The following is an 18642-nucleotide window of genomic DNA, read 5'->3' as shown; positions in this document are numbered from 1 at the left end:
CGGCACGCCCCGCCGACGCCGCACGCGAGGCACTGCGCGCGGCCCTGGCCCGCCGCGAGGAACGAACGGCCCCGCCCCGGAGGAACACCGCGACGCGGCACGGAAGCCGGGACGCACCGGCTGCCCTGCCGGGCCACCGCGCCCTGCCGGACCACAGCCGTCACAACACCCCGCCCGAGGGCCCCGCGCCCGACGACCATGCGCCCGACGACCGGGCACCCGGGAGCCGGCACCCGGAGACCGCCGCCCTCTCGCAGCCGCCGGCCGGCCCCGCCACCCCGGCCGCGCCCCGCGTCCCTCCCACCATGGCCTCCCCCCACCGGGACGGTGAACTCCGGCGCACCTTCCCGGCGTTCGAGGCCCGGACGGGCGGGGACTCGCGGTTCGCGGAGACATGGTGGGGCAACGCGTGGATCACCGCCCTGGAGGAGAGCGCGCTGGACGCGGCACGGCTCGCCCGCGGGCGGGCGTACGCGGAGGCGGGGCATGTGGACGCCATCACCGTGACACCGGGACTGGCCCTGGCGTACGTACGGGGCAGCCGCCCGCGCCCCTACCGGGTGCAGGTACGGCTGCGGACCCTGGACGACGCCGACTGGGACCGGTTCCTGGACGCCGTCGCCGAGCGCCCGGGGCACATCGCCGCGCTCCTCGACAAGGAGATGCCCCGGTCCCTCGCCGACTGCAAAGTCCCCCTGTTGCCCGGCCCCGGCGACCTGGCCCCCCACTGCAGCTGCCCCGACCGCGGCCACCCCTGCAAGCACGCCGCCGCCCTCTGCTACCAGACCGCACGCCTGCTGGATGCCGACCCCTTCGTCCTGCTGCTGCTCCGCGGACGCGGGGAGCGCCGGCTGCTCGACGCCCTGTCCCGGCTGAACGCCGCCCGAGCGGCCCGCGCCGCGCGGGAGAAGGAGCCGGAGCCCCTGCCGGGGGTCCGCGCGAGCGACGTACTGAACCGGCAGGCCCAGGGACACCTCCCGCCGCTGCCCGCCCCCTTGCCGCCGCCTCCGCACCCCGGACAGCCCCCGGCGTACCCGGCGACGCCCGGCGGCCCCGACCCCTTCGCGCTCGACCGGCTGGCCACCGACGCCGCCGCCCGCGCCCACGCCCTGCTCACCACCGGCCGCGACCCGGTCGGCGGGCTCACCCTGTGGCAGGACGCCGTACGCCTCGCCGCCGCCCGCCCCGGCTCCGGACTGACCGCCGCCACTCGCTCCCTGTACGCCGCCCTCGCCTCCGCCACCGGACGCACCCCGGCCGACCTGGCACGCGCGGTCGCGGCCTGGCGGCAGGGCGGTCCGGAAGGACTCTCCGTCCTGGAGGAGCCCTGGGATCCGCCGGCCGGCCGGTTCGACCGGGCCCGCCCGCTGCTCCTCGCCGCCGGTCTGCCCGCCTTCCGCCCCTGGCTCAACCGGCTCACCCACCCCTGCGGCCACCTTCAGCTCCGTCTGGGCCGCGACGGCCTGTGGTACGCGTACGAGTCCGAGCCCGGCCGCGACGACTGGTGGCCCCGCGGCACCCCCGACCCCGACCCGGTCGGCGCCCTGACCGGCCTCGGCCTGCCGGGCGACCTGTGCGACCTGGACGACCTGTGACGCCCCACCTGCGGCCGAAATCCGCTGACGGATCGTCACATGTCGTCCGGTGGTCACCGCGAGCGGCACCGCTTGTCCGCTCGGACATACCGCCGCGGCTGCCGGACTGACCGACGCCGAACGCCTCGTGGACATCACCCTCCAGCCCCGTCGCCCGAACTGCGGCACGGCTGCCTCAACACCACGTTCACCGGCGAGATCTGACTCCACATCAGCGGCAAGAAAAAAACCTCCGTGCGACTGTGCGAGGACGTGTACCCTGACCGGCGCGGACCACGGGAAGGTCCTGCTGAACGGCAGTGCGGGCACGTACCGGGAGCTCAACCCGGTCGGCGGTCTGGTTGTGGCAGCCCTGCTCGGGGGCGGCCCGGTCGAGGAGATCGCCGGCACCCTGTGCGCCGAGTCCGGGAGGGACGAGGACCAGCCGATGGCCGATGTGACCGCGCTGCTGTCCGCCCCGCGCGGCGCCCGCCTGCTGCGTTCATGAGCTTCCACCCGCTTTTCGAGGACCGCACCGGAACGTCGTGCGCACCGCGCGCCGGGGCCCAAGTTGACGTGGCGGCAGCGCAGTTGCGGCTGCTTTCGCCGCCGGCCCGGCTCGGTCGGCTTCTCGGCCGGGTGCCTGCCCCGCTCGGTCGTCACCGCCCTGCTGTGCCGGGCCAGGGGAGAGCCCCACCTGGTGCGTCAGGTCCGTGCCGCGCCGCCCCGCGCGCCCACGCCCGGATCGAGGCGGAGGACAGCCCGGTGAGCGAGGAACTACCCGAGGACCACGTCCGGGTGCTGGTCGGCGTCGGCGCCCGGAACAAGGAGAGGAACCTTTCATGACCGACCGCACCGGACCGCCCGCAGCCGCCGTCACCGCACCGGCCGAGGCCGGGGCGACGCCGGCCCGGGCCGCCGGTTCCGGCGCCCCGCGCATCGTTGATCTGCTGCGCCTGCTGCGCGGCAGCGGCCGTACCGTGGGCGCGGCGTTCGCGCTGATCGTCACGGGCACCGTCCTCGGCCTGATCCAGCCGCTGCTGACGATGCGTCTGATCGACCGGGTCTCAGCCGGCGAGGCCATTGCCTCGCTCGTCGTGATGCTGGCCGTCCTCTTCCTCGCCCAGGCGATGCTGGAGGCCGGCGGCCAGTACCTGCTGGACGTGACCGGTGAGAACGTGGTCCGGCGGCTGCGGCGGCGGCTTGTCGAGCGGCTGCTGTTCGTCCGGGTCCAGGAGCTCGACAGCCGGCGGATCGGCGATCTGCTGTCGCGTGTCGGCACCGACACCACCGTGCTGCGCGACATGGTGGCCGGCAGCTTCGTACAGCTCGTCACCGTCTGCCTCACCGGCGTCGGCGCCGCCGGGCTGATGCTCTGGATCGACCCGGTGATGTTCCTTGTGGTCGCCATGACGCTCGTGGTCGCCGCCGTCGCGGTCACCGGAGTGATGGTCGGCATTCGCAGCAGCACCGAGCAGGCCCTCGCCAGTGTCGGGACGATGACCGCCGACCTCGAGCGCGTCCTCGGCGGCATCAGAACGGTCCGGGCCGGCCGCGCCGAGCTCCGCGAGGCCGAGCGCATCGGAGCGGACGTCGATGCCGCTTACACCGCCGGGGTGCGCTCCGCACGGCTGGGCTCCGTCGTGGGACCGGCCATAGAGGTCGCGGTCAACGGTTCGTTCCTTTTCGTCCTGCTGATCGGCGCGGTCCGTGTGTCGAACGGCTCGATGGCCGTCAGCGAACTGGTGGCGTTCCTCCTGCTCGCCACCTACCTCGTCATGCCGCTCGCAGGACTTTTCAGCGCGTTCAGCCTCATCCAGCGCGGCCTCGCCTCGCTCGGCCGTGTCGAGGACGTCCTGCGGCTGCCCGTGGAAGAGACCGCGAACGCACCGGCGAACGCAACGGCGCTGCCACCCGTGACCGGCGCGCCCGTGCTGCTCGACCTGCAGGACGTGTCGTTCTCGTACGGCGAGCGGCCCGTGCTGCGCGGCGTCTCCTTCAGCGTCCCGCGGACCGGTCTCATCGCCCTCGTGGGACGGTCCGGCGCCGGCAAGACCACCATCGTGTCGCTCGTGGAGAAGTTCTACGAGCCCGACGGCGGACGCATCCTCTTCGACGGCACCGACATCCGCGGAATCGATCCGCGCGCACACCGCGCCCGTATGGGTCTCGTCGAGCAGCACGCGCCGCTGCTGCACGGAACGCTGCGTGACAACCTGGTGTACGCGGCCCCGGACGCGGGCGAGGAGAGAATCCGCGAAGCGCTGCGGATGGTCAATCTCGAGGAACTTGTCGAGCGCCTTCCGGACGGTCTTCGAACGGAGGTCGCCGACCGTGGTTTCAGCCTTTCCGGTGGCGAGCGCCAGCGCGTCGCCATCGCCCGTGCGCTGCTCGCCCGGCCGGAACTTCTGCTGCTGGACGAACCCACGTCGCAGCTCGACCCCATCAACGAACGGGAACTCACCGACGCGCTGCGGGAGATCTCCCGGGAACGCGCTCTGCTCGTGGTGGCGCACCGCATGTCGACGGTGCGTGCGGCCGATCGGATCGTCGTCCTGGACGACGGCCGGGTCAGCTCCGTGGGCACGCACGAACAGCTCCTCGAGAAGGACCCGTTCTACCGGCGGCTGACCACCGACCACCTCACCCGGTCCGCCACGGACAGGAGCGCCGCCGCGGACAGGAGCATCACGGCACCGTGAGCGGCACCGGCCCACTTCCTTGCCCGGGTCGCCGGCCGGCCGGGCGTACGTCCGCGGCGGCAGCGGCTACTCGGGCGTCGAGGGTGTGGCGGCCGTGGCCTGTGCGGCAGGAGGTGCCGGGGCGAGATGGGCCAGGCACAGGGAGGGCTCGACGAAGGGGTCCAGCCGCTCGGCACTGAGCGGGGCGCGCACTTCCGCGAGCACACCGCGCATCAGGCCCAGATGCAGTGAGCACACCACCTGACGGTGATGTTCGGCGATCTCCCGGAACGGACAGTGCCGGATGCGGATCGGTTCCGGTGACGCGTCGTCCGCGTCGGTGTCCGCCGGGGGCGCGGGATCGAATCCGATGTCCTTCAGCACCTTCAGCAGCCGGCGGACGGCCTCGGCGGCGTCGATCCGCTCCAGCGGGGCCGGCCGGTCGGCCAGATAGCGGCCCCAGGCCTCGCCGGCCGTGATCGCCGCCTGTTCCGGGTGCGGCACCGCGCTGATGACGAGGCCGGTCAGCATCTCGGACAGCAGGCGGTAGCTGCGCAGTCCGTCGGCCACGTCCGTGGCGGCGGCGCGGTAGACCACGCGCGGCCGGCCGGGCTGGTCGCGTTCCTCGGTGGCCCGGGTGGCCAACCGGGCCTCGACCAGCCCGTCGAGATGGAAGCGGGCGGTGTTGGGGTGCAGGTCGGCGCGCGCGGCGACGTCCCGCACCCCGAGAGGCCCTCTCGCGGCGCGCAGGATTTCCAGTACCCGGGTACGGCTCTCCCGCAAGGGCTGGGAAGGGGTCGGGTCTGTCAGTACCTGCTCGCTCATGGACACATTTTATTTGAATGTCCTCGTAAAAATGCCGTCAGTGGGTTCCCCCTTCGTCGCCGGGGCTGTGATCCGTGTCGTCCGGAGGGGTGGCCTCGCGACGCAGACGTCGCTGGAGCCGGTGGACGACCACGGCATGCGGGGCGCCGACGGCCACGAGGGCCAGCGCCTCCAGCGGCCGGTGGTGGCGCACCAGCTCCGCCGAGACCAGCAACACGGCGATCACCGCGACGAACAGGGACAGCGCTCGGTGGAAGCGGCCCACCTCCGAGTGCGGCCATTCGTCGGGGCCGGCCGGCTGGGGCGCGTCGGGCACGGCCCGCCGGTAGCCCGCGAACACCTGCGAGGCCCATGCGCTCGTCGGCTGGCGGGCGTAGAACTCCAGGAGGCCGACCACGCCGAGCAGGGCGACGGAGTACAGCACCACGAAGGTCACTTCACCGCTCACGGCTGCTCCTTGACCGTCGGCGGCTCGATGGCGGCCACGGCCCCGTCCTTCACCGTCGCGGCCCCGTTCTTCACCGCCGTGGTCCCGTCCTTCTCCGTGTCGTCGGGGACGATCTCGGTGAAGAGCAGGTCCTGCGTCGGGGCGTCGGGGCTCCGCGACCCCTTGACCCGGTGGCGGATGCCCAGCCAGGTCATCCACAGCAGCGGGAGCACACCGCCGACGAGGAACACCACGTCACCGGGCAGCCGCAGCCACTCCAGGATGACGTTGGCGCGGCCCTGCAGATAGCCGAGGCTGCGGGCGTCGGCGTAGCCGGCGTCGAGCACCTTGTAGAGCTGCAGTGCCCCACCGGGCAGCAGGGTGGCGAAACTCATCCACGCCAGGCCCAGGTTGAGCGACCAGAACGACAGCCGGGGCCACCGGTCGGACCAGCGGTCCTCGGGGATGAGGTAACGCAGCGCGAACATGGCGAAGCCGATGGCGAGCATGCCGTAGACCCCCATCATGGCCGCGTGCGCGTGGTTGGCCGTCAGGCCGGTGCCGATCTCGTAGTAGGAGACGATCGGCAGGTTGATCAGGAATCCGAACACACCCGCGCCCAGGAAGTTCCAGAAGCCCACGGCGGCCAGGAACATGACGGCCCAGCGGTGCGGGAACGGGGTCTGCGAGGGGCTGTGCCGGCGGGCACCGAGCTGCAGAAAACTCCATGCCTCGACGGTCAGGAACAGCAGCGGCACCACTTCCAGCGCGGAGAACGTCGCGCCCAGGGCGAGGTGTTCGGCCGGCTCGCCGGAGAAGTACAGGTGGTGCATGGTGCCGATCACGCCGCCGGCACTGTAGAGGACGATGTCGAGGTAGATCACCTGCAGGGCGACCCGCTCGCGAACCACACCGAGCAGGACGAACAGGTAGGCGACGGTGACGGTGGTGAACAGCTCGAGGAAGTCCTCGACCCACAGGTGCACCACGATGAACCGCCAGAAGTCCGCCTCGGTGAAGGACGAGTCGGGGGTGGCCACCAGGCCGACCGCGTAGAAGGCGGGCAGAGCCAGCGCGGCGAGGAAGAACAGCCAGGGCATGTTGGCCACGCTCTCGGCGACCAGCCGCCGGCGCAGCCCGCGGTACAGGATCGCCGTCCATATGGCCAGCCCGGCCACCAGCAGCACCTGCCACAGCCGTCCGAGGTCGAGGTACTCCCAGCCCTGGTTGCCGAGCCAGCTCCACAGACCGCCGAACCAGCCCCGCATGCCGGCCAGTTCACCGAGAAGCGAGCCGAAGACGACCACGGCGAGCGCCCCGAGCAGCAGCCGGGACAGCAGTGCCTGACGGACCGGCTCCCAGCCCCGGGCGATCAGCGGCGCCAGGAAGATGCCGATGGCCAGGAACGAGGTGACCACCCAGAAGATCGCCAGCTGGGTGTGCCAGGTCCGGGTGAGGTTGTACGGCAGCAGGCGGTCCAGCGGGATGCCGAAGAAGCTGCCCAGATCCGCCCGGTAGTGCTGGGTGGCCGCGCCGAGCAGTGCCTGCACCAGGAAGAGCGCGGCCATGACGAAGAAGAACCAGGCGGTGGTGCGCTGCGCCGGTGTCAGCGACACGTCCTTCGGCGCGTGGAAGCGCAGCATGCGCTGGTCACGGCCGTGCCAGCCGAGGAAGTTCCAGCGGCCGAACGCCGCGAACAGGGCACCCGCACCCACCAGCAGGAAGATGAGGGACAGCACGCTCCATGTCACCGTGTGGCCGGTCGGGGTGTTGTTCACGAGGGGCTCGGCCGGCCAGTTGTTGGTGTAGGAGTAGTTCTTGCCCGGTCGCTCGGCCGCGGCGGCCCACGCGGACCAGCCGAAGTACGCCGTCAGGTCGTGGACGGTGTCCGGGTCCGTCACCGCGTTCGGGCGCAGTCCCTGCTTGCCCTCGGGGCGGCCCAGCAGATCCGCGTAGTGCGCGGTCAGCTGCCGGAACGCCTTGGCCTGCGCCTCGGACCACACCAGCGTGCCGGTGCGGGAGTCGTAGCGGTTGGTGCGGAAGTCGGCGACGGTGCGGTCGTGCGCGTCGGCCGCGCCGCTGTTCGCGTACTGCTTCTGCACATAAGTGGCACTGCGATGCAGGTAGTCGGCCGTGAAGTCGGGGCCCAGATAGGCGCCGTGCCCGAAGATCGAGCCGTACTGCATCAGGCCGTTGCGGAGAAAGGCCCGCTGGCCGTCCCGGATGTCGTCACCGGTGAACAACTGCTCACCGGTGGTGCTGACCACACGGTCCGGGATGGGTGGTTCCGCCTGATAGGTGCGCCCGGCCAGCAATCCCATGACCAGGAAGCCGACGGCCGTCACCAGGATGGCCGCCTGCACCCAGCCGCGAGCGATCATGCGTGGCCGTCTGCCGCCCGTGCCGGTCGCGGGTTCGTCGGGATCACCGGTCGTTGCGAGAACCGCGGTGTCTGGCGTCCCCATGATGTCCTCCTCGGGACAGGTGATACGGGGAGATCGCGTGCGCGTCCCTCTCTGATATTGACGATCATCAGAGTAAAAACAACTTAGCACTGTGCAAAAAGCGGGGTGCAGGAGGCCCGCGGTTGGGCTCCGGATGCGGCGCGGGAATGGTTGGTTTTGTACCTTTATTCCGGTTGATTCCCGGCTGCTCGCCGGGAAAAGGCTGGTCATCGGGTGTCGTTCACCGGTGCCGGACGGCGCTGCAGGGGGTGCCTCGGCGCCCTCCCCCCCGGTGGAGCTTGATATAAACAAGAAAGTTGGTGTGAACGAGGGTGTGAGGCAGGTCGATCGCCCCGGGGGCACCGAGCAGGACGGCCGGACGGACAGGAGAGGCCGATGATTGCCGAGACAGTGGCCGAGGCGCTGGAGCGGGAGCACCGCGAGATCGACGAGGGCATCGAGGAGTTCGTCGCGGGGCTCGCCGCCGGCGAGCCCGACCCGCAGCCGCTCGCCCGCGCGGTGGCCGCGTTGCGCCGTCACATCTACCTGGAGGAGGAGTTCCTCTTCCCGCCGTTGCGGGAGGCGGGGCTGGTCATGCCCGTGTTCGTGATGGTGCGCGAGCACGGGCAGATATGGAAGATCCTGGACGCGCTGGACGCCGAGCTCCGTGACGGGGCCGTCGCGGCGTCCGCTGCCGGCCTCCTCCAGGAACTCCAGGACCAGTTGCAGGCCCACAACATGAAGGAGGAGCACGTCCTCTACCCGCGGTCCGAGCAGGTGCTGACCGAGGAGACCAAAGCCGGGCTGCAGGAGCTGATCGACACGGGCCGGACCCCCGAGGGATGGGTGTGCGAGGGAGCGCGGTAGCGGTTCTGACCGCAGCCGGGCCGAGCCGGTGAGGGCGCGGTGAGCGTCTTCCGGCGGCCCCCGGGAGCCCGATGCGGACACCAGGCCCGCCGGGCTCACCGGGGCCCACCGGGGTCACTGGGGCCCACCGGGGTCACCGGGACCCTCTCACCACCGGTTGCGTGCTTCCTCCGCCCAGCCGGTGAGTCCGCCGAGGTCCACCCAGGAACCGTCGTCGGCCCGCGCGCCCCGCGAAGTGGCCGCCCCGGTGGCGCTCAGGGTGCGCAGGACCGTGCGGGCGACCGCGTCGTTGCGGCGGAAGGCCGGTGCGTCGGTGCGGGGACGGGCGAAGGCGGCGACGGCCCGGTGGTTGGTGGGGACGCCGAGGGCGATGCGGCGGGGGTGCGGGCCGCCGAGGGACGGGTCGATGAGGCGGCCGTCCGTGGGGGAGACGGCGAGCAGGCCGGAGCGGTGGGTGTGCGTGGAGTCGGCGATGACCTCCTCGGCGGCCGCACCCTCGTGATACAGGCGCCGCAGGAGCGGGTCCTCGGTGCGGGCCAGGGAGGGGACCGGCAGATACGCCTCGATCAGGGCCGTGGCACGGGTGAGGTGCCCGGGGACGGTGGGGCTGGCCGCGGTGAAGGTGCCGGTGCTCTCGTCGGTGGCGATGCGGACGTCCGCCCCCAGGAAGCGGACGATGCCGGCCCGGGACAGCGCCAGGAGCTGGCGCAGGCGGAAGCCGGGCGGCCCGGAGGCGAGGAAGCTGAAGAAGCCGTGCCACCAGCCGTCGAGGTCGTCGGCGACCGAGCGGGCGGTGAGACGACCGGAGGCGACGAGGCGGGGCAGATGGCCGTAGACGGAGAGCAGGGCGAGGAACGCCCCGAGGTCGGCGCTGAATTCCGGGTTCTCGCGACGGGCGACGTCCCGGGCTATGTGGTCGCGCAGATGCTCCTGGAACGCGTCCGGCGTGGGGAAGGAGAGGCCGTCCAGGGGGCGGTCCAGTGCCTCGAGGTCGAGTCTGTCCGCCGGGTCGGGGACGGCGTCGGCGACGAGGGCGGTCATGTCGTCGCCGTACCAGTCGAGCCGGTCGTACGCGGCCAGGAACGCGGGCCAGGGCATCGTCGTGCGCTCGGGATGGGCGTGGAAGAGCTCGTGGTAGTGGCCGAAGCCGATCTCCTTGGCCATCAGCGGCCACACGTCGCGCCGCAGGTCCAGCGGACGGTCCTCGGCGAGCAGCCCGTCGACCGCCTCGGGGCCGAAGTGGCACGGCAGCGGGGGAGGAGGGCCCTGGAGGCGGTAGTGGGTCTTGGAGTGGTACGGCACCCCGCGCCGCGATCCGACGTGGAGGACGGGTTCGCGGCCGGACGGGAGGTAGGTGAGGGAGCCGTCGGCCTCGGTGCGGAAGGTGCCGCCGCGGCCCTCGGTGAGCAGGGACATCAGATCGATGAAGGCGAGCCCGAAGCCGCGCAGGATGACGTGTTCGCCGGGCCGCAGCCCGGAGAGGTCCGCGTCGGCGGAGAACTCCGGCGGGAGGTGGAAGAGGCCGTGGCGGCGGGCGAAGGCGGCGTGGTCGCGGTGCTCGGCGGTGGGCGTGGAACCGAGGTGCCCCTGGGCCAGGACCACCAGGTCGGCGGTGAGCGGTGCGGCGCGGCCGGCCAGGTGGACCTGCTGCGGACCGTCCGGGGGACCGGTGACGGCGGTCGCGGTGGTGCGGTGCCACTCGACGGTGACCGACGGCGGCATCTCGGCCAGCACCCTGCGGAACACCCAGTCCAGATAGGCGCTCTGGGCGCGGCGGGTGGGGAAGTCCGTCCCGGTGAGCGTGCGCAGTTCGTCGAGCACCTCCGGGTCGGCGGGCTCGGCGTACGGGGTGTGGCGCGGGCCCCGGCCGGAGAACTGGGCCGCCCACTCGGCCAGCGAGGGGCCGGGGCGTATCGGGCCGTCGAGGGTGGACGACTCGTCGGTGAACAGGGTGACGTCCTGGGCCATGGAGTTCATCCGGAGCAGCGCCGACTGCTCGTGCCGCCAGACGCGTCCCGGGCCGGGCGGGTACGGATCCACCAGATGAATGTGCAACTTCCTTGTTTCGGCCCAGAGTTCGGGGGCGTTGGCGGCGATGCGCTCCAGCAGGCCCGTGGCGCACGGGCCCGCGCCTACGACGGCCAGGACGGCCGTGGACCGTGCGCTCACCGGTCACCGCCGATCGCCGGGCGGGCGTCGGCGGTGGTCGCCGAGCCCAGCCGGTGGCGCACGGCGGCCAGTTGGCCGCGCAGCCGCTGCAGCGGAGTGGGCGGCAGGGCACGGGAGCTGCCGCGGGCGTAGTACCGCTCGACGTGGAACTGGCCCACGCCGAGCACCGTGGTGATCGCGACGTACCACAGGGTGGCGACCATCAGCAGCGGGATGACCTGGTAGGTCTGGTTGTAGATCAGCTGCACCGAGTACAGCAGGTCGTGCACGGCCAGCACACTGACGATGCTGGTGCCCTTGAGGGTGCCGATCAGCATGTTTCCGGCGGCCGGCACGATGGAGCGCATCGCCTGCGGCACGACGATCCGGCGCAGTGTGCGGAGTCTGCTCAGCCCGAGGGCCTGGGCGGCCTCGGTCTGCCCGGAGTCCACGGAGAGGATGCCGCCGCGCACCACCTCGGCCGCGTAGGCGCTCTCGTGCAGGGTCAGGCCGATCACGGCGGTCAGGGTGGGGCCGAGCAGGTTGACCGTCTTGACGGTGAGGAACTGCGGGCCGAACGGGATGCCGAGGCCGAGCGTCGGGTAGAGCGCGCCGATGTTGAACCAGAACAGCAGCTGGACCAGCAGCGGAGTGGACCGGAAGATCCACACATAGCCCCAACTCAGCGTGCGCAGAACCGGGTTGGCGGAGAGCCGCATCACCGCGAGCACGGTGCCGAACAGGAAGCCGAGCACCATCACCACAGCGGTCAGCCACAGGGAGAGCAGCAGTCCGTCGAGCACGGCGGCGGTGGTGAAGTACCGGACCACCACGTCCCACTGGAAAGCCCGGTTGCGGACGACGGAGTTGACCGCCATCGCGAAGAGCAGCAGGGCGACCGCGGCGGTCAGCCACCGGCCGACATGCCGGCGGGGCACGATCCGCGGCAGGCCGGTGCCGGGGGCGCTCGCGTGCTTCGGGGGCTTCTTCAGAGCAGGGGCTGACGTGACGTCGGAGGATGTGGCCATCGAGGGACTCTCCGGAGAGGGAATCGCAGACGTGGGTGACCACCCGGTGACAGCCGTGGGGCACAACGGCATCGGCGCTGTGCGGGTACGGTGCGGCCGGGGTTCGGCGTCGTCACATGCGCCGCGTCCCTCAACGCGGCCGGAGGGCTGCCGCACGGGGCGGAGCCGGTCCGCCGTCGATCGTACGCGCCCGTCGCGTCGCTGTGTCAACGGCACATGACGGGTGCTGTAACAGCACATGACGGACGCCGGTCAGGGCGGTCCTGTGTGCGGTAACCGCTTGACGGGCGTCCTGATGTGCTGTTCAAGTAGTCGCATGAACGCCCAGCAGCGCTTGGTCACGCGCGACCACATCGACTTCGGCCGGGTGTGGTCCGCCGTGTGTTGCGTCTGACACGGCAGCGGGCCGTCCGGCCGGCCCTTCCCTCCCTCGGTGATTCCGTCGTGGGCCGGGTTCTTCCTCCGCGCGCGCTGCCGCAGCTCTGCTTCTCCTGACGTTTTCTCCTGACGTTCGACGTCGTCACGACCGCACCGGCCTGTCCACCCGATGGCCCGGCCTGTCCACCCGATGTCCCGGCCCGTCCCCCTGACGGCCCCGTTCGCCCACGGTTCGCTCACGCCCGCGGGCAAGGCGATGCCGCCGTGCCCGCGTGCCGCTGTACTCCCCGAAAGGCCATGCTCATGCCAATGGTTCCTTGGTGTCGCCGCCACCGACGACGGCTCCGAGACCACCCCGCGCTCCGGCGCCGCTTCCGACAAGGAGGACACACTCCGGGCACTCCGGGCACCCAGAACCTCGCGGCGGTGAACGGATGACCTCCGTCGCACCCCCGCCGCCCTCGGCGGAGCTCACGGTCGTCGAGGTACCGGTGTCCGACCCCCGGGTGAAGCCGCTTCTGCGGGAACTCGCCGACGAGTACTCCAGGCGCTACGGCAAGGACGCCCGCGCCGAGATGGCCCGTTACCCCGACGAGGAGTTCACCGCGTCGTACGGCGGTGTCCTGCTGCTGCTCCTGGAGCACGGCGAGCCGGTCGCGGGCGGCGCCTTCCGCCGGTACGACGCGACCACCGCCGAACTGAAACGGATCTGGACCCATTCCGCCCACCGCCGGCGCGGCCTGGCCCGGCGCGTCATCGCCGAACTGGAACGCGAGGCGCGCACCCGCGGCTACCGGCGGATCTACCTGACCACCGGGCCACGCCAGCCCGAGGCCCGCGGCCTGTACCTGGCCACCGGCTACACACCGCTGTTCGACACGGAGGCCGACCCGGAAACCCTCGGGCTGCTGCCGTTCGAAAAACACCTCACCACCTCGTCGCGCACCTGAAAGGCCTTCGACCCGTGAACATTCCCGGGACCAGAACCCGCCTGCGCACCGCCGCCGCGCTGGCGCTGCTGCTCCTGGCGCCGACGGCCTGCGGCACCGGAGGCCCCGAGGGCACGGCAGCGGCGGACGCCCAGGTCTCTCCCGCGCCGGCCGACGACCCGGTCGCCGCCGTACGCACGGTGGAGTCGATCGCCGCCCTGCTTCCCGCCGACGTCCGCAAGGCGGGCACGCTGCGCGTCGGCAGTTCGATCGGGTCCCCGCCCGCCGCGTACTACCCCAATGGCGCGGACAAGGCCCCCGAAGGCCAGGACATCGACCTCGCCGACGCGGTCGCCAAGGTGCTCGGCGTCAGGCTGGAGCGGCAGGACGCCTCCTTCGAGACGATCCTGCCCGCTCTCGGCAGCGGCAAGTACGACTTCGGCACCGGCAACTTCGGCGTCACCAAGGAGCGCCTGAAGACCGTCGACTTCGTCACCTACATCAACGACGGCCAGGGCTTCGCGGTCAAGAAGGGCAGCACCGCACTCACGTCGAAGGTCACCGACCTCACCCAGCTGTGCGGGCTGACCATCGGCACCGGCGCCGGCACCACCTTCGAGAGGACCCTCATCGCCCGGAAGGGGGTGTGCGCCAAGGCGGGCAAGAAGCCGTACCAGGTGAAGGTCTACTCGGAGAACGGCGCGACCCTCACCGCGCTCCAGCAGGGCCGCATCGACGTGATCATGTCGACCATCAACGGGCTGCGCCACCAGGCCGCCCAGCCCGCCTCCCGGACCACCTTCCTGGGCGAGTACCACCGGCTCGACGTCGGCTTCGCCTTCAAGAAGGGCTCCCCGCTCACCAAGGCATTCCAGGCCGCCGTCAACGAGCTGATCAAAAACGGCACCTACGCCCGGATCCTCAAGAAGTGGGGCACCTCCCCCTCCGCGATCGAGGCATCGCGGATCAACCCGCCCGAGCACGCATAAGAGCCAAGAGCCAAGAGCCGAGCCAAGAGCCGAGCAGGAACACCACGATGGCACCGACAACCAGCACCGCGCCGCCCGGCGCGGCCACCCCGGACACCAGCCCTAAAGCCCCACCCGCCCCGGACGACTCGGCCTCGTTCAAGGTCGTACCCGTCCGCCACTACGCCCGCTGGGCGGCGGCCGCCGCCGTGACCGTACTGGTCGCCCAGTTCGTGCACGGACTGGCCACCAACCCCGTCTGGGAGTGGAACGTCTTCCGGGCCTACGTCTTCTCCGAGACGATCGTCCAGGCGGTGTGGGTGACCCTCCAGCTCACCGCCTACGTCACCGTCCTGAGCTTCCTTCTCGGCACGGTCCTGGCCTTCATGCGGCTGTCGCGCAGCCCGGTGCTGCAGACCGTCGCCTGGACCTACATCTGGATCTTCCGGTCCATCCCGATGATCGTCCAGCTGGTGTTCTGGTTCAACCTGAGTGCGTTGTACGAGGAGTTGGGCTTCGGCATCCCCTTCGGGCCGGTGTTCTGGTCCATCGACAGCAACAGCCTGATCGGCACCATCGGCGCCGCCGTCATCGGACTGACGCTGCATCAGGCCGCCTACACCGCCGAGATCGTCCGCGGCGGCGTCATCGCCGTCGACCACGGGCAGCTGGAGGCCGCCGCGGCGCTGGGCATCCCCCGGTTGCGGCAGATCCGCCGGATCGTGCTGCCGCAGGCCATGCGCGCCATTCTGCCCACCGCCGGCAACGAGATCATCGGCCTGCTCAAGGGCACCTCGGTGGTCTATGTGATGTCCATCGGCGAGCTGTTCTACCAAGTGCAGGTGATCTACGGCCGCAACGGCCGGGTGATCCCGCTCCTGCTGGTCGCCACCGCCTGGTACATGGCCCTCACCTCCCTGCTGTCGATCGCCCAGTACTACGTGGAGCGCCGCTACGCCCGCGGCGCCCACCGCACCCCGCCGCCCACCTCGCTCCAGCGCGCCCGCCGCTTCCTGCGCGACCTGCGCACGGCGGCAGCCCGGCGCGGCCAGCCCGTCGTACCCCTGAAGCCCCTGGGAGACAGCCGATGAGTGACGTGACGGTGGCCGTCGAGAACCCGAGGCCGCCGGTGGGCGGCGTGATGGTGGACATCCGCGGCGTCCACAAGAGCTTCGGCCCGCTGGAGGTGCTGCGCGGCGTCGACCTCCAGGTCCGCGCCGGCGAGGTCACCGTGATCCTCGGTCCGTCCGGCTCCGGCAAGTCCACGCTGCTGCGCACCATCAACCATCTGGAGAAGGTCAACCGCGGCTGGATCAGCATCGACGGCGAGCTCATCGGCTACCGCCGCTCGGGCGACAAGCTGTACGAGCTGAGGGAGAAGGAGGTCCTGAAGCAGCGCACCCACATCGGGTTCGTCTTCCAGAACTTCAACCTCTTCCCGCATCTGACCGTCCTGGAGAACCTCGTCGAGGCACCGGTCTCCGCACTGCGCCGCCCGCGCGGGGAGGCGGAGCGGACGGCACGCCGCCTGCTGGAGCGTGTCGGCCTCGCGGACAAGAGCGACGCCTACCCCCGGCAGCTCTCCGGCGGACAGCAGCAGCGCGTGGCCATCGCCCGCGCACTCGCCCTCGAACCGAAGGTGCTGCTCTTCGACGAGCCCACCTCGGCTCTCGACCCGGAGCTGGTCGGCGAAGTCCTCGACGTCATCAAGGACTTGGCCCGCACCGGAACCACCATGATCGTCGTCACCCACGAGATCGGCTTCGCCCGTGAGGTCGCCGACACCGTGGTGTTCATGGACGGCGGTGTCGTCGTGGAGCAGGGACCGCCCGAGGCCGTCCTGGACCACCCACGGCACGAACGCACCCGCGCCTTCCTCTCCAAGGTCCTCTGACCGCACTACGCACCCCCTTTTTTTTCGCACGTCTCACACGCAAGGAGCACGACCGTGTCCCCCTCGATCACCCGCCGCACCGCCGCAGCCGCGCTGGGACTGACCGCCGCCCTCGTCCTCGCCGCGTGCGGCAACCCCGACGACGGCGGCACGACCGAGGTCAGGACCGCGTCGGGCGGCAAGACGAAGATCAACACCAGTCCGGACCAGAAGCGGATCACCACCGGCAAGGTCGACTCCATAGCCGCCCAGGTCCCCGAGAGGATCCGCAGGAGAGGCACCCTGGAGGTCGTCAACTCCTCCGGTTCCGCCGCACCCCTGACCTTCTACGCCACCGACAACAAGACCGTCATCGGCGTCGAGCCCGACATCGCCTCCCTGGTCGCCGATGTGCTCGGCCTGAAGCTGCACATCAACACCGTCTCCTGGGAGAACATCTTCGTCGGCCTCGACAGCGCCAAGTACGACGTCGGCTTCAGCAACATCACCGTCACCGAGGAACGCAAGGAGAAGTACGACTTCGCCACCTACCGCGAGGACAACCTGGGCTTCGAGGCCAAGAAGGGCAGCGGCCTGAAGGTGGACGGGCCCGAGGACGTGGCGGGCAGGACGGTCGCCGTGGACAGCGGCACCAACCAGGAGAAGCTGCTGATCGACTGGAGCAAGGAGAACGAGAAGGCCGGGCGCGAGCCGGTGAACATCAAGTACTACCAGAACGACAGCGACACCTATCTCGCCCTCCAGTCCGGCCGCATCGACCTGTACCTCGGCCCCCACCCGACCGCCGCCTACCACGCGGCCGCCACCGGCAAGACCGAGGTCGTCGGCACGTACTCCGGCGCCGGCGCCACCCTCCAGGGCCTCATCGCGGCCACCACCAAGAAGGACAGCGGCCTGGTCAAGCCGCTCGCCGCCGCTCTCAACCACGTCATCGAGAACGGCACGTACGCGAAGGTGCTGGAGCGCTGGGGCCTGTCCGACGAGGCCGTGACCACGTCCCAGATCAACCCGCCGGGCCTGCCCAAGACCAGCGAGTAGCCGCCCCGGGCGCGCCGGCCGCGGGGACCCCGCGCATTCCTGCCGCCGGCGCGCTCAGTTGCTCCCGACTCCCTTCTTCTCCCTTCTTCCCGACCCTCTTCCCTCACCCCTGCCGCCTCCTGCTGCGCGAGAGGCCGGCGTTCTCGTCACGGACCTACAGGAAGGCACCCTCGTGTCCGCAGCCCCCTCACCCTCACCCTCTCCCTCTCCCTCCTCTTCCTCGTCCTCTCTGTCCTCTCTGCATCTCGCCGTCGCCCTGGACGGCACCGGCTGGCATCCCGCTTCCTGGCGCGAGCCGGTGGCCCGGCCCCGGGACCTGTTCACCGCCGGATACTGGGCCGACCTCGTCACCGAGGCCGAGCGAGGACTGCTCGACTTCGTGACCATCGAGGACGGCCTCGGCCTCCAGTCCTCCCACGTCCTGGACCCGGACGAGCGCACCGACCAGGTCCGCGGCCGGCTCGACGCCGTCCTCATCGCCTCCCGCGTCGCCCCGCTCACCCGGCACATAGGACTGGTTCCGACGGTGGTGGCCACGCACACCGAGCCGTTCCACATCTCCAAGGCGATCGCCACCCTCGACTACGTCAGCACCGGTCGCGCCGGCGTGCGCGTGCAGAGCTCCGCCCGCCCGAACGAGGCCGCCCACTTCGGCCGCCGCACCATCCCGCGCATCGAGGCGTACGACAGCCCGTCCGCCCATCAGGTGCTGACCGACCTCTTCGACGAGGCCGCCGACTACGTCGAGGTGGTGCGCCGTCTGTGGGACAGCTGGGAGGACGACGCGGAGATCCGGGACGTGGCCACCGGCCGCTTCATCGACCGCGACAAGCTGCACTACATCGACTTCAAGGGAAGGTTCTTCAGCGTCAAGGGCCCCTCCATCACACCCCGCCCGCCCCAGGGCCAGCCGCTCGTCAGCGCCCTCGCCCACCACACCGTCCCGTACCGGTTCGTGGCCCGGCAGGCGGACATCGGCTACATCACCCCGCACGACGCCGACGAGGCCCGCGCGATCGTCGCCGAGATCCGCGCCGAGCAGGAGACGGCCGGCCGTGCCGACGAGCCGCTGCACGTCTTCGCGGACCTGGTGGTCTTCCTGGACGACAACCCGGCCGAGGCCATCGCCCGCCGGGAGCGACTGGACGCCCTCGCGGGAGAGCCGTACACCGGCGACGCCCGCGTCTTCACCGGCACACCCGCCCAACTGGCCGATCTTTTGCAGGAGTTCCAGTCCGCCGGACTGACCGGCTTCCGGCTGCGCCCCGCCGTCCTCGGCCACGACCTCCCGGCGATCACCCGGGGCCTGGTCCCCGAACTCCAGCGCCGCGATGCCTTCCGCCGCGCCTACGAGGCCGACACCCTGCGCGGACTGCTGGGTCTGCCCAGACCGGCCAACCGCTACGCAGCCACATCCGCAGCCACCGCCACCGCCTGAGCC

Annotated in this window: 15 protein-coding genes; 10 read left to right on the top strand and 5 right to left on the bottom strand. The window is 71.2% G+C overall.

The window, feature by feature from the left end; genetic code table 11:
• The 3 genes from ABD224_RS08485 to ABD224_RS08475 form a co-directional block, all read left to right on the top strand.
• On the top strand, window positions 1–1595 hold a 1595-nt coding region (locus ABD224_RS08485; RefSeq protein ID WP_344048581.1), incomplete at its 5' end, for an SWIM zinc finger family protein.
• 49 nt (window positions 1596–1644) lie between these two features.
• Window positions 1645–2082, top strand: a complete 438-nt coding sequence (locus tag ABD224_RS08480; RefSeq protein ID WP_344048579.1) for a PqqD family peptide modification chaperone — start codon at window positions 1645–1647, stop codon at window positions 2080–2082.
• Window positions 2083–2416: 334 nt separating this feature from the next.
• On the top strand, window positions 2417–4276 hold the full coding sequence (locus tag ABD224_RS08475) for an ABC transporter ATP-binding protein (RefSeq protein ID WP_344048577.1): 1860 nt from the start codon (window positions 2417–2419) through the stop codon (window positions 4274–4276).
• 66 nt (window positions 4277–4342) lie between these two features.
• Here ABD224_RS08475 and ABD224_RS08470 read toward each other — a convergent pair whose 3' ends face one another.
• Genes ABD224_RS08470 through ABD224_RS08460 form a run of 3 tightly spaced genes read right to left on the bottom strand, consistent with a single transcriptional unit; the run spans window position 4343 to window position 7972 of the window.
• Window positions 4343–5080 carry a helix-turn-helix transcriptional regulator gene (locus ABD224_RS08470; protein WP_344048575.1) on the bottom strand — a complete coding sequence of 246 codons (738 nt, stop codon included), beginning with the start codon at window positions 5078–5080 and terminating at the stop codon, window positions 4343–4345.
• A gap of 37 nt (window positions 5081–5117) precedes the next feature.
• On the bottom strand, window positions 5118–5528 hold the full coding sequence (locus tag ABD224_RS08465) for a hypothetical protein (RefSeq protein WP_344048573.1): 411 nt from the start codon (window positions 5526–5528) through the stop codon (window positions 5118–5120).
• Window positions 5525–7972, bottom strand: coding sequence for a nitric-oxide reductase large subunit (locus ABD224_RS08460; protein ID WP_344048571.1), 2448 nt, complete (start codon window positions 7970–7972; stop codon window positions 5525–5527). Before ABD224_RS08460 ends, ABD224_RS08465 begins: the two co-directional genes overlap by 4 nt.
• A 375-nt stretch (window positions 7973–8347) precedes the next feature.
• On the opposite strand from ABD224_RS08460, the gene ABD224_RS08455 reads away from it, so the two are divergent.
• Window positions 8348–8818, top strand: coding sequence for a hemerythrin domain-containing protein (locus ABD224_RS08455; protein ID WP_344048569.1), 471 nt, complete (start codon window positions 8348–8350; stop codon window positions 8816–8818).
• A gap of 147 nt (window positions 8819–8965) precedes the next feature.
• Here the strand turns inward: ABD224_RS08455 and ABD224_RS08450 are convergent, their stop codons facing one another.
• Entirely contained in the window at window positions 8966–10987 is a 2022-nt protein-coding gene (locus ABD224_RS08450) for an FAD/NAD(P)-binding protein (RefSeq protein ID WP_344048567.1), read from the bottom strand.
• A complete protein-coding gene (locus ABD224_RS08445) occupies window positions 10984–11994 on the bottom strand; it encodes an amino acid ABC transporter permease (protein WP_344048565.1) in 1011 nt (336 codons plus the stop codon). The genes ABD224_RS08450 and ABD224_RS08445 overlap by 4 nt, the downstream gene beginning before the upstream one ends.
• 812 nt (window positions 11995–12806) lie before the next feature.
• Between ABD224_RS08445 and ABD224_RS08440 the strand changes: the two genes are divergently transcribed.
• The 6 genes from ABD224_RS08440 (at window position 12807) to ABD224_RS08415 (ending at window position 18639) form a co-directional block, all read left to right on the top strand.
• Window positions 12807–13322, top strand: coding sequence for a GNAT family N-acetyltransferase (locus ABD224_RS08440; protein WP_344048563.1), 516 nt, complete (start codon window positions 12807–12809; stop codon window positions 13320–13322).
• A 14-nt stretch (window positions 13323–13336) separates the two neighbouring features.
• Window positions 13337–14290, top strand: coding sequence for an ABC transporter substrate-binding protein (locus ABD224_RS08435; protein ID WP_344048561.1), 954 nt, complete (start codon window positions 13337–13339; stop codon window positions 14288–14290).
• Window positions 14291–14337: 47 nt separating this feature from the next.
• Entirely contained in the window at window positions 14338–15360 is a 1023-nt protein-coding gene (locus tag ABD224_RS08430; RefSeq protein WP_344048559.1) for an amino acid ABC transporter permease, read from the top strand.
• Window positions 15357–16163, top strand: a complete 807-nt coding sequence (locus tag ABD224_RS08425) for an amino acid ABC transporter ATP-binding protein (protein ID WP_344048557.1) — start codon at window positions 15357–15359, stop codon at window positions 16161–16163. The genes ABD224_RS08430 and ABD224_RS08425 overlap by 4 nt, the downstream gene beginning before the upstream one ends.
• 54 nt (window positions 16164–16217) lie before the next feature.
• On the top strand, window positions 16218–17201 hold the full coding sequence (locus ABD224_RS08420) for an ABC transporter substrate-binding protein (RefSeq protein ID WP_344048555.1): 984 nt from the start codon (window positions 16218–16220) through the stop codon (window positions 17199–17201).
• Between the two features lie 172 nt (window positions 17202–17373).
• On the top strand, window positions 17374–18639 hold the full coding sequence (locus ABD224_RS08415; RefSeq protein ID WP_344048553.1) for an LLM class flavin-dependent oxidoreductase: 1266 nt from the start codon (window positions 17374–17376) through the stop codon (window positions 18637–18639).
• The last annotated feature ends 3 nt before the right edge of the window (window positions 18640–18642 follow it).

The sequence above is a fragment of the Streptomyces thermoalcalitolerans genome (assembly GCF_039525155.1).
GTDB classification, from domain to species: Bacteria; Actinomycetota; Actinomycetes; order Streptomycetales; family Streptomycetaceae; genus Streptomyces; species Streptomyces thermovulgaris.
This window is presented reverse-complemented; position numbering and strand designations above follow the sequence as displayed.

Bases quoted from the DNA above. Each gene is read 5' to 3' on its own strand.
- ABD224_RS08475 (WP_344048577.1), top strand. From the start codon at position 2,417: ATGACCGACCGCACCGGACCGCCCGCAGCCGCCGTCACCGCACCGGCC.
- ABD224_RS08470 (WP_344048575.1), bottom strand. From the start codon at position 5,080: ATGAGCGAGCAGGTACTGACAGACCCGACCCCTTCCCAGCCCTTGCGG.
- ABD224_RS08460 (WP_344048571.1), bottom strand. From the start codon at position 7,972: ATGGGGACGCCAGACACCGCGGTTCTCGCAACGACCGGTGATCCCGAC.
- ABD224_RS08455 (WP_344048569.1), top strand. From the start codon at position 8,348: ATGATTGCCGAGACAGTGGCCGAGGCGCTGGAGCGGGAGCACCGCGAG.
- ABD224_RS08445 (WP_344048565.1), bottom strand. From the start codon at position 11,994: ATGGCCACATCCTCCGACGTCACGTCAGCCCCTGCTCTGAAGAAGCCC.
- ABD224_RS08440 (WP_344048563.1), top strand. From the start codon at position 12,807: ATGACCTCCGTCGCACCCCCGCCGCCCTCGGCGGAGCTCACGGTCGTC.
- ABD224_RS08430 (WP_344048559.1), top strand. From the start codon at position 14,338: ATGGCACCGACAACCAGCACCGCGCCGCCCGGCGCGGCCACCCCGGAC.
- ABD224_RS08425 (WP_344048557.1), top strand. From the start codon at position 15,357: ATGAGTGACGTGACGGTGGCCGTCGAGAACCCGAGGCCGCCGGTGGGC.